General features: G+C 33.1%; 8 protein-coding genes and 1 pseudogene. 8 read left to right on the top strand and 1 reads right to left on the bottom strand.

Features of this window, described 5'->3' with window-relative positions; all coding sequences use genetic code 11:
* Positions 1-42: 42 nt before the first annotated feature.
* From CD128_RS00400 to CD128_RS12025, 8 genes and pseudogenes are all read left to right on the top strand, one after another.
* Complete coding sequence (locus CD128_RS00400) at positions 43-981, top strand: DHH family phosphoesterase (RefSeq protein ID WP_103328133.1); 939 nt, start codon at positions 43-45, stop codon at positions 979-981.
* Positions 982-1003: 22 nt separating this feature from the next.
* Complete coding sequence (locus tag CD128_RS00395) at positions 1004-4201, top strand: DNA polymerase III subunit alpha (RefSeq protein WP_103328132.1); 3198 nt, start codon at positions 1004-1006, stop codon at positions 4199-4201.
* 159 nt (positions 4202-4360) lie between these two features.
* Positions 4361-5590 (top strand): NADP-dependent malic enzyme, encoded by a 1230-nt coding sequence (ystJ, locus tag CD128_RS00390; RefSeq protein ID WP_103328131.1) that lies wholly within the window; start codon positions 4361-4363, stop codon positions 5588-5590.
* 192 nt (positions 5591-5782) lie between these two features.
* The gene (gene accD / locus CD128_RS00385; RefSeq protein WP_103328130.1) at positions 5783-6649 is read left to right on the top strand and encodes an acetyl-CoA carboxylase, carboxyltransferase subunit beta; all 867 of its coding nucleotides are present in this window, start codon (positions 5783-5785) and stop codon (positions 6647-6649) included.
* Positions 6642-7589 carry an acetyl-CoA carboxylase carboxyltransferase subunit alpha gene (locus CD128_RS00380; protein WP_103328129.1) on the top strand — a complete coding sequence of 316 codons (948 nt, stop codon included), beginning with the start codon at positions 6642-6644 and terminating at the stop codon, positions 7587-7589. Before accD ends, CD128_RS00380 begins: the two co-directional genes overlap by 8 nt.
* Before the next feature lie 173 nt (positions 7590-7762).
* Positions 7763-8731: a 6-phosphofructokinase gene (gene pfkA / locus CD128_RS00375; RefSeq protein WP_103328128.1), complete on the top strand. Its 969-nt coding sequence runs from the start codon at positions 7763-7765 to the stop codon at positions 8729-8731.
* A gap of 17 nt (positions 8732-8748) precedes the next feature.
* The gene (gene pyk, locus CD128_RS00370; RefSeq protein ID WP_103328127.1) at positions 8749-10509 is read left to right on the top strand and encodes a pyruvate kinase; all 1761 of its coding nucleotides are present in this window, start codon (positions 8749-8751) and stop codon (positions 10507-10509) included.
* A gap of 202 nt (positions 10510-10711) precedes the next feature.
* A pseudogene (locus CD128_RS12025) lies at positions 10712-10786 on the top strand (IS200/IS605 family transposase); the annotation flags it as partial.
* A 158-nt stretch (positions 10787-10944) separates the two neighbouring features.
* Here the strand turns inward: CD128_RS12025 and CD128_RS00360 are convergent.
* The gene (locus CD128_RS00360; RefSeq protein ID WP_103328126.1) at positions 10945-12306 is read right to left on the bottom strand and encodes an amino acid permease; all 1362 of its coding nucleotides are present in this window, start codon (positions 12304-12306) and stop codon (positions 10945-10947) included.
* Positions 12307-12423: the final 117 nt, after the last annotated feature.

Genomic DNA, 12423 nt, shown 5'->3' with positions numbered 1-12423 from the left:
GCCTGCATTTTCAAAAAGACAAAAATTGAGGAGTAATCATTTATGGTAGGAATATTTAACGAAATTATGCATAAAATTGAAGAGGCGGATACGATTATCATTCACAGACATGTTCGACCTGATCCTGATGCGTACGGTTCTCAACTTGGATTAAAATTATATTTGGAACGCAAATTTCCTGAAAAAACAATTTATGCGGTAGGGCAATCAGAAGTATCTTTAGAATTTATCGGTAGTTTAGATGAAATTGCGGATGAAGTTTATGAAGATGCTTTAGTGATTGTGTGTGATACAGCGAATGCGCCACGTATAGATGATCAAAGATACAGTAATGGTAAAGGGTTAATTAAAATTGACCACCATCCAGCAACGGACCAATATGGTGAAATCAATTATGTGAATACTGAAGCATCATCAACAAGTGAAATTATTTTTGACTTTATTACACATTTTAATGATTTCAGTATTATTGATGCTGATGTGGCGCGTGTCCTTTATTTAGGTATTGTAGGCGATACTGGCAGATTTATGTTTAATAACACAACGCCACATACGATGGAAGTAGCAAGTCAATTATTAAAATTTCCATTCGACCATAATGCAGAATTAAATAAAATGTCGGAAAAAGATCCTAAGGTGATGCCATTCCAAGGCTATATCTTCCAAAACTTTGAGTTGAGTGAAGATCATGCATTTTGCCAAGTGAGAATTACTAAAGAAATATTAGAAGAATATCAATTATTGCCTAATGAAGCATCTCAATTTGTAAATACTGTAGCCGATATTCAAGGTTTAAAAATTTGGGTATTTGCTGTTGATGAGGGAGACCAAATAAGATGTCGCGTACGATCTAAAGGTATCGTCATTAATGATATCGCTAATCAATTTGGTGGAGGCGGCCATCCGAATGCGTCAGGCGTTTCGGTTTATAGTTGGGAAGAATTTGATGAGTTAGCAAAAGCATTACGTCAAAAATTATAAATAAAATGAAAGGAAGTCATATATGGTTGCACATTTAAATATTCATACAACATATGATTTATTATATTCTAGCTTGAAAATCGATGATGTTATTAAAAAAGCGCAACAAAATGGGTATGAGGCGTTAGCGATAACAGATACAAATGTATTATATGGCTTCCCAAAATTTTATGATGCTTGTCTTGAACATCACATTAAACCGATATTTGGTATGACTATTCACTTGTCAAACGGATTACATACTATTGAAACGGTATTACTTGCTCGAAACAATAAAGGGTTAACTGCTTTATATCAATTATCATCTGCCATTAGAATGAAAGAGAAGGACCTCGTGCCTTTAGAATGGTTACATAGATATAGTGGTAATCTTGCTATCATTTTCAAAGAGGCACAAGAAGAACACCAATCTATTGTTAAAGAATTTATTAATCATGAAGCGATATATATTAATCACACAAGTGATACATCAATATATGATTTAAAAGTAGTTTGGCTTAAAAATGCTAGATATCTTGATGCGAAAGATATTGATACAATCCCGGCGCTAGAAGCCATCAAGAATAATACAAAGTTAGATTTAGTGAACGATATTGAAGATATTGAGGAACATTTTTTCTCTGAAAATGAATTACAAAAAATGCAGTTAACTGAAGACATATGGCAGAATACTTCAGAACTTGCAAATCAATGTACAGCTGAAATCGACTATCATCAAGATTTATTACCTAAATTTGAGACGCCTACGGGTGAAAGCTCTAAAGACTATTTATGGTCAATATTACTGCAAAAGCTACAAGAATTTGATTTACAACAAGATGAACGTTACGAAGCTCGTTTAAACCACGAATATAAAATTATAACGGATATGGGATTTGAAGATTATTTCTTAATCGTAAGTGATTTAATTCATTATGCGAAAACGCATGATGTCATGGTAGGGCCAGGGCGTGGTTCATCAGCAGGGTCGCTGGTTAGTTATTTGCTTGGAATAACGACGATTAACCCAATTAAATATAATTTGCTATTTGAACGTTTCTTAAATCCTGAACGTGTAACGATGCCAGATATTGATATAGACTTTGAAGATACGAGACGTGAAAAAGTCATTCAATATGTTCAAGAAAAATATGGTGAGCATCATGTGTCTGGTATTGTGACATTTGGCCATTTGTTGGCGCGAGCAGTAGCTAGAGATGTAGGACGTATTATGGGATTTGATGATATTACTCTAAATGAGATATCTAAACTTATCCCACATCGTTTAGGAATTACTTTAGAAGAAGCGTATCAAAATGACGAATTTAAGCAGTTTGTACATCGAAACCATCGTCATGAAAAATGGTTTGAAATCAGTCGTAAATTAGAAGGATTACCTAGACATACTTCTACTCATGCAGCAGGTATTATCATAAATAAAAGACCGCTTTATAACTATGTGCCAATAACAACAGGTGATACAGGCTTATTAACGCAGTGGACGATGACTGAAGCAGAAAGATTAGGCTTATTAAAGATTGACTTCTTAGGCCTTCGAAATCTTTCAATTATTCACCAAATTATTACACAAGTTAAGAAAGACTTGAACATCGATATTAATATTGAAAATATTCCTATGGATGATGCAAAAGTGTTTGCGTTACTTTCAAAAGGTAATACAACCGGCATTTTCCAATTGGAATCAGAAGGCGTTAGAAAAGTGCTAGTTAGACTTCAACCAGAACATTTTGAGGATATCGTTGCTGTAACCTCTTTATATAGACCGGGTCCTATGGAAGAAATACCGACTTATATTTCAAGAAGACATAACCAAAGTGATATTCAATATTTACATCCTGATTTAGAACCGATTTTGAAACGTACATATGGCGTTATCATCTACCAAGAGCAAATTATGCAAATTGCTAGTCAGTTTGCGAGTTTTAGTTACGGACAAGCGGATATTTTACGTCGTGCAATGAGTAAGAAGAATAGAACTGTATTGGAAAATGAACGTCAACATTTTATTAATGGGGCTGTGAAAAATGGCTATGATGAAGCGGTAAGTAAACAAATCTTTGATTTAATACTTAAATTTGCTGATTACGGTTTCCCTAGAGCCCATGCAGTAAGTTATTCAAAAATCGCCTATATAATGGCTTATCTTAAAGTACATTATCCAAACTACTTTTATGCCAATATTCTCAGTAATGTAGTAGGGAATGAAAATAAAACTGCAGCAATTATTGATGAAGCTAAAAGTCAAAATTTAAATATTTTGCCTCCGGATATTAATAAAAGTCATTGGTTTTATAAAGCGACTGAATCTAATATCTATCTATCGCTTGGCGCCATTAAAGGGGTAGGTTATCAAAGTGTTAAATCAATTGTAGATGAGCGATATCAAAACGGGAATTTCAAAGACTTCTTTAATTTTGCTAGAAGAATCCCTAAACGAATTAAGACACGCAAATTGCTTGAAGCACTTATTTTAGTAGGGGCATTTGATAGTTTAGGTAAGACACGTGCTACGTTGCTAAGTGCCATTGATCAAGTTTTAGATGAAGTTTCAAATGTTGAACAAGATGATTTTCTATTTGATATGTTAACACCAAAACAGACGTATCAAGATAAAGAAGAGCTTAGTGACCAGATGATTAGCAATTATGAAAAAGATTATTTAGGATTTTATATTTCAAGTCACCCTGTTGAAAAGTTATTTAATAATAAACAATACTTAGGTATTTTTACGCTTAAACATCAGATGAATTCTAAACCGATTTTGGTGCAGATAGATAGAATTAAACAGATTCGAACTAAAAATGGCCAAAATATGGCATTTTTAACGCTTAATGATGGTCGTAACAATATAGACGGGGTCATCTTCCCTGATAAATTTAAGCAATTTGAAACTATTTTGAAAGAAAATGAAATCTATGTGGTATACGGCAAATTTGAAAAGAGAAATCAACAAGTTCAACTAGTGGTCAATTATTTATCAACAATAGATGATTTTGAAACGAACCGAATTAAAAAGGCGAATCAAATTATTATTCGAAATATAAAAGAGATTGACGAAGTAAAACAGCATCTTTCAAATAGCAAAGAAAATAATATTGAAGTGATGATTTATAACGAATCATCTAATGAAACGATGACATTAGGTTTTATTAAAAGGGATATGAATTATCTCACGCATTTTATTAATCTATTTAAACCTAATGACATAAGAATTGTATAACTTTTATATGTAAAAAAATTGTGATATAGTTAACTGATGATTAATAAGATAAAATCATCAGTTAATTTTATTTTATACACACATTTGAGTTAACATTAAAAATTAGTTGTTTACAATTTTAGTTTTAAAAAATATAGATTATTAACAGGGGTTGATTTGATGTCTTTAAGAGATGACGCTTTACAAATGCATAAAGAAAATCAAGGTAAACTAGAAATAATGCCTAATGTAAAGGTAACGAATAAAGAAGAATTGAGCTTAGCTTATTCTCCTGGCGTAGCTGAGCCGTGTAAAGAAATTCATGAAGATCCTCGTACTGTATATGACTATACTATTAAAAGAAATACAGTTGCTGTAGTTACAGATGGTACAGCAGTATTAGGCTTAGGTAATATTGGTGCTGCAGCTAGTATTCCAGTTATGGAAGGGAAAGCAGTTTTATTTAAAAGTTTCGCAGGAATTAATGGGGTGCCAATCGCGTTAGATACAACTGATACTGAAGAAATTATTAAAACAGTTAAATTAATTTCTCCTAATTATGGTGGTATTAATTTAGAAGATATTTCAGCTCCTCGTTGCTTTGAAATTGAAGAAAGATTAAAGAAAGAAGCTAATATTCCAGTATTTCATGATGATCAACATGGTACAGCAATCGTAACAATGGCTGGGTTAATCAATGCTTTAAGAATTGTTGATAAAGATTTATCTGATATCAAAGTAGTGCTTAATGGAGCAGGTGCTGCTGGTATAGCAATCGTAAAATTATTAGACGCATATGGTGTAAGAAACATGATTATGTGCGATTCTAAGGGTGCTATTTATGAAGGGCGTTCTTTTGGTATGAATGATACTAAAGATTATGTTGCTAAATTTACGAATAAAGATAAAGTTGAAGGTTCATTAGAAGATGTTATTAAAGACGCAGATGTCTTTATTGGTGTATCAGTAGCAGATTTATTATCTAAAGAAATGGTACAATCTATGGCTGATGATGCAATTATCTTTGCCATGGCTAACCCTAATCCAGAAATTAAACCTGATGATGCTAAAGAAGCGGGTGCTAAAGTGGTAGGTACTGGCCGTTCAGATTTCCCTAACCAAATTAACAATGTTCTTGCATTCCCAGGTATCTTTAGAGGTGCATTAGAAACTGAATCTACTAATATTAACGAAGATATGAAGAAAGCAGCAGTTGAAGCGATTGCTAATTTAATTGAAGAAGATGAATTAAACTCTGATTATTGTATTCCTGGACCTTTTGATAAAAGAGTAGCACCTTCAGTTGCACGTGAAGTTGCGAAAGCAGCAATGGAGTCTGGAGTAGCTCGTATTGATGTTGATCCTCAAAAAGTGTACGATAAGACAATGAAATTAACTGATTTAAAATAATAATAAAGTTATTTAATCTAACTTGTTAAATAATTAAAACAATAATTCAGTTCGTTAAATTTACAGAGAAATTATGAATTAACTTCCGTTTTGTTCATAGTTTCTCTCTAATATTTTGCAAGTGATTAAAGACGCAAATTCAACATTTTTGTAAACTATAAGGTGTTTGATAGGTTACGTGGAGGTTTACACATGTTTAAAGATTTTTTTAATAGAAGTAGTAAGAAAAAGAAATATTTAACAGTACAAGATTCAAAACAAAACGAAGTACCAGCAGGGATCATGACTAAATGTCCTAAATGTAAAAAGATTATGTATACAAAAGAATTATCCGAAAATTTAAATGTATGCTTTAACTGTGATCATCACATAGCATTACCTGCTTATAAAAGAATTGAAGCAATTTCAGATGAACATACCTTTGAAGAGTTCGATAAAGGAATGACATCTGCTAATCCATTAGACTTTCCTGGTTATCAAGAAAAAATTGAAAAAGACCAAAAGAAAACAGATTTAAAAGAAGCAGTGGTAACGGGTACTGCAGAATTAGAAGGCATCAAATACGGTGTTGCCGTTATGGATGCGCGTTTCAGAATGGGCAGTATGGGTTCTGTAGTTGGTGAAAAAATTTGTCGTATTATTGATTATTGTACTGAGCATCGTTTACCTTTCATCTTATTCTCAGCTAGTGGTGGTGCGAGAATGCAAGAAGGTATTATTTCTTTAATGCAAATGGGTAAAACGAGTGTTTCATTAAAGCGACACTCTGATGCTGGATTACTATATATTTCTTATTTAACTCATCCGACAACGGGTGGTGTATCAGCAAGCTTTGCTTCTGTAGGGGATATTAACTTAAGTGAACCAAAAGCTTTAATTGGCTTTGCAGGTCGCCGAGTAATTGAACAAACTATTAATGAGAAATTACCAGATGATTTCCAAACTGCTGAATTTTTATTAGAGCATGGTCAATTAGATAAAGTTGTGCATCGTAAAGAAATGAAAACAACGCTTGCTCAAATTTTAAAAATGCACCAAGAGGTGAAGCCGAATGCTTGATTTTGAAAAACCTTTATTTGATATAAAAAGTAAAATTGAATCTTTAAAAGAATCTCAAGAAAAAAATGATGTAGATTTGCAAGATGAAATAGATTTATTAGAAGCATCACTTGAGAGAGAAACGAAGAAGATATATACAAATTTAAAACCGTGGGATAGAGTCCAAATCGCACGTTTACAAGAGAGACCTACTACACTTGATTATATTCCGCATATTTTTGATTCTTTCATTGAGTTACATGGAGACAGAAATTTTAGAGATGATCCAGCAATGATAGGTGGCATTGGTTATTTAAATGGACAAGCAGTAACAGTAATTGGACAACAACGTGGTAAGGATACTAAAGATAATATTTATAGAAACTTTGGTATGGCTCACCCAGAAGGTTACCGTAAAGCTTTAAGATTAATGAAACAAGCTGAGAAATTTAAGCGTCCTATTTTTACGTTTATTGACACAAAAGGTGCTTATCCAGGTAAAGCTGCAGAAGAAAGAGGACAAAGTGAATCTATTGCTAGAAATTTAGTTGAAATGGCTTCACTTAAAGTGCCAGTGATCGCTATTGTTATTGGTGAAGGCGGTAGCGGAGGCGCACTAGGCATCGGTATCGCAAATAAAATTTTAATGCTTGAAAATAGTACATATTCAGTTATTTCTCCTGAAGGTGCATCAGCATTATTATGGAAAGATAGTTCACTAGCTAAGATGGCTGCTGAAACAATGAAAATCACTGCTAAAGATTTACATCAATTAAAAGTTGTTGATGAAGTAATTGATGAACCATTAGGTGGCGCTCATAATAATATTGAACAACAGGCTAATGAAATCAAAACTGCATTTGTTAAACATTTAGATGAATTAAAGAAACAAAGCGCTGAGGAATTAGTTGAAAATAGATTTAATAAGTTTAGAAATATCGGTTCTTACATTGAAAATTAATTTTAGAAACTAGAAATCAATACTTTGATTTCTAGTTTTTTTATATTGAATAAGTTAATTTTAATATATAAAACGTTTACATCAATATAATGCACCTATATTGATGGAACACCTAAAAAAATTGTGGTAATTTAATACTAAAGATAATTCTAGTTAGGAAAGGGTATGTCGTCATGAAGAAAATTGCGGTATTAACAAGTGGTGGAGATTCACCAGGCATGAACGCTGCTGTTAGAGCAGTAGTGCGTAAGGCGATTTATAATGATATTGAAGTTTATGGAATTTATCAAGGTTATCAAGGTTTATTAGACGATGATATTCATAAACTTGAATTAGGCTCAGTTGGAGACACTATCCAACGAGGAGGCACCTTCCTTTACTCTGCTAGATGTCCACAATTCAAAGAAGCTAGTGTTCGAAAAAGAGGAATAGAGAACTTACACAAGCACGGAATTGAAGGTTTAGTTGTAGTAGGCGGAGATGGTAGTTACCGAGGGGCACAACGAATCAGTGAAGAAACAAAGGATATTAAAACAATTGGTATTCCAGGTACAATTGATAATGATATTAATGGTACTGATTTTACAATTGGATTTGATACAGCTTTAAATACTATCATTGAGAGCGTTGATAAAATCCGTGATACAGCATCAAGTCACGCTAGAACTTTTATTGTAGAAGTAATGGGGCGTGACTGCGGTGATTTAGCACTGTGGGCTGGTTTATCAGTGGGGGCTGAAACTATTTTAGTGCCCGAGGCGCACACAGATATTAAAGATATTGCTGAAAAAATCGAAAAAGGTATCAAACGTGGTAAAAAACATTCTATAGTGATGGTTGCTGAAGGTTGTATGACTGGACAAGAATGTGCAGATGAATTAATGAAATATATTAATGTAGATGCACGTGTTTCTGTTTTAGGTCATATTCAACGTGGTGGTAGTCCATCAGGTGCTGATAGAGTACTCGCTTCACGCTTAGGTGGGTATGCTGTAGAGCTATTAATGGATGGAGAAACTGGTAAGGGCGTTGGTATTAAGAACAACAAACTTACTGCAACACCGTTTGAAGATATTTTCAATAAAGATGATCATAAATTTAATACAGATATTTATGAATTAACAAAAGAGTTATCTATTTAATTTAGGAGGCTTTTATAATGAGAAAGACTAAAATCGTATGTACTATTGGACCTGCATCAGAATCAGAGGAAATGTTAGAAAAATTAATGAAAGCTGGAATGAACGTTGCGCGTTTAAACTTCTCTCATGGTAGCCATGAAGAACATAAAGCACGTATCGATACAATTCGTAAAGTAGCTGATAAATTAGGAAAAACAATTGGTATTTTACTTGATACTAAAGGACCTGAAATCCGTACTCATGATATGAAAGATGGCTTAATTACTCTCGAAAAGGGTAAAGAAGTTATCGTAAGCATGAATCAAGTAGAAGGTACACCTGAAAAATTCTCTGTAACATACGGCGATTTAATTAATGACGTTGAATTAGGATCTTATATCTTACTTGATGACGGTTTAATTGAATTACAAGTTAAAGACATTGATAAAGCTAAAGGTGAAGTTAAATGTGATATTTTAAATACAGGTGAATTGAAAAACAAAAAAGGTGTTAACTTACCAGGTGTTAAAGTTAATTTACCAGGTATCACTGATAAAGATGCTGCAGATATCTTATTTGGTATCAAAGAAGATGTAGACTACATCGCTGCTAGTTTCGTACGTCGTCCAAGTGACGTATTAGATATCCGTGAAATTCTTGAAAGAGAGAATAATCACAACATTACAATTTTCCCTAAAATTGAGAACCAAGAAGGTATTGATAACATCGAAGAAATTCTTGAAGTTTCTGATGGTTTAATGGTTGCTCGTGGTGACATGGGTGTTGAAATTCCACCTGAGTCAGTACCAATTGTTCAAAAAGATTTAATCAGAAAATGTAATAAACTTGGTAAACCAGTTATTACTGCTACTCAAATGCTTGATTCTATGCAACGTAACCCACGTGCTACAAGAGCGGAAGCAAGTGACGTAGCGAACGCAATTTATGATGGTACTGATGCAGTAATGTTATCTGGTGAAACAGCTGCTGGTTTATATCCTGAAGAAGCAGTTAAAACAATGAGAAATATTGCTGTATCTGCTGAAGCGGCTCAAGATTACAAAAAATTATTATCTGACCGTACTAAATTAGTTGAAACATCTCTTGTTAATGCAATCGGTGTTTCAGTAGCACACACTGCTTTAAACTTAAATGTAAAAGCTATCGTTGCTGCTACAGAAAGTGGTTCTACAGCGGTAACTATTTCTAAATATCGTCCTCATTCAGATATTATCGCAGTTACACCTAGTGAACATACTGCTCGCCAATTAGCATTAGTATGGGGCGCTTATCCTGTAATTAAAAAAGGTCGAAAAACTACTGATGATCTTTTAAATAATGCGGTTGCTACTGCTGTTGAAACTGGAAGAGTAAGTAATGGTGATTTAATTATTATCACTGCAGGTGTACCAACTGGAGAACAAGGTACAACAAATATGATGAAATTACACCTAGTAGGTGACGAAATTGCTAAAGGACAAGGCGTTGGCCGTGGTTCAGTAGTAGGTAAAACTGTTATAGCGAATAGCGCTAGTGATTTAGAAGGTAAAGATTTAAGTGAATCAGTTATTGTTACTAATTCTGTAGACGAATCTTTAGTACCATATGTTGAACAAGCGGTTGGCTTAATCACTGAAGAAAATGGTATTACATCTCCAAGCGCTATTGTTGGCCTTGAAACAGGTATACCTACAGTAATTGGAGTTGAAAATGCTACTAAACAATTCAAAAATGATATTCTAGTAACAGTAGATGCTGCACAAGGTAAAATCTTTGAAGGCTATGCTAACGTTCTATAATTAATATAAATCCATATTAATTATCAAGCTTCATTATAAATACAATAGGCTAAACCATTTAAACAAATGGTTTAGCCTATTTTTTGTACAAAGAAAACCATATGTTATGCGTATGGCTTAAAAAAGTAAAAAAGCATCTCTATGAGTTTGTATATAAATTGGTTAGCCAACCAAAATAATCAACACGAGGAGGTGCTATTTATTGTCATCCGACACAAATAGTTTAGTACAAACAAAATGGAATTGTAAGTATCATATAGTCTTACAACTAAAATATGGTTGATTGGCGATTTACAGATTTAAAAATCAAACATAAAAGAGTGGCATGTATTTTAATATTCAACGTTTTTAGAAACATGACACTAGTAACATTGTCGCATAATAAAAACCTTAACTTACCCATACTGGATAAATTAAGGTTCATGAGCAATTAAATTATTTAGTTCTTTTAGCTACTTTTTTATATCTTAAGTACATTAATCCTAAAATGATAAACCATAATGGTGTTAAGAAGATTGCATTTCTAGTCGTTTCATTTACGAATAATAAGCAGAATACTAAAATGAAGAACACTAGGATTGCATATCCCATATATTTACCACCAGGAAGTTTATAGTCAACTTTTTTATGAAGTTCAGGATTTTTTCTATGGTAGTTGATATAAGCAATAATAATCAATGCCCATACGATAATAAATAATACAGTAGAAATAGTTGTTACATAAGTAAATACTAGAGTAGCATCAGGGAAGATGTAATTTAGCAATGCTGTAACTAACAATAACGCTGATGACACGACGATCGCAATGTGTGGCACACCGTTTTTATTTGTTTTTCTAAAAGCAGGTGGTGCTTGGTCTTGTTCAGATAATCCAAATAGCATACGGCTATTTGAGAAGATACCACTGTTACAAGATGAAGCTGCTGCTGTTAATACTACGAAGTTAATTAAACCTGCTGCAAACGGAATACCAATTAATGAGAATAATCGTACAAATGGACTTTCAGATGGATCCACTTTATCCCAAGGAATAATTGACATGATTACTGCTAATGCACCCACATAGAATACTAAAATTCTTAGTGGTACGGCATTAATTGCTTTTGGAATAGTTTTCTCTGGATCTTTTGCTTCTCCAGCTGTTACACCAATCATTTCAATACCTACGAATGAGAATAGTGCCATTTGGAATGACATAAAGAAACCAGAAGCGCCATCTGCAAAGATACCATGTTTATATAAGTTAGTGAAACTTGCATGTCCAAATTGTGTATTAAATGCGAATAAAATCATTACTAAACCTACAACTATTAAAGCGATAATTGTAACAATTTTGATAATCGCGAACCAGAATTCTAATTCACCGAATATTTTAGCACTTAATAAGTTAAATGCCATTAGAATTAATACACAAAATAACGCTGAAATCCAGTTTGGAATATTAGGAAACCAGAAACTTACATACTTTGCAACAGCTGTAACTTCTGCCATTCCAGTAATAATCCAACATAACCAATAAGTCCAACCAGTTACAAAACCGGCGAAAGGTCCTATGTATTCATTAGTCACGTCTGCAAAAGAGTGAAAACGGGTATTTTGAATCATAATTTCTCCGAGACCTCTCATGAACATGAATAACATGAAGCCTATAATAATATAGGTAAATAAAATAGATGGACCTGTCATTGCTATCGTTTGTCCAGCTCCCAAGAATAACCCTGTACCAATTGCGCCGCCAATAGCAATTAATTGCACATGACGATTACTCAATCCTCTTTGTAATTTTTCTTCAGCCATAAGACAACTCCCTTACATTTAATTAATATTTATTATGCACTTATATAACCAATTCGACAATTATTTTTATAATTTTTTCTAAAAATTCCTTTAATATTTAGTTAACAAATTGTAATC

Origin of the sequence: Staphylococcus croceilyticus, assembly GCF_002902575.1 — a bacterium.
Taxonomy (GTDB): Bacteria; Bacillota; Bacilli; order Staphylococcales; family Staphylococcaceae; genus Staphylococcus; species Staphylococcus croceilyticus.
This window is presented reverse-complemented; position numbering and strand designations above follow the sequence as displayed.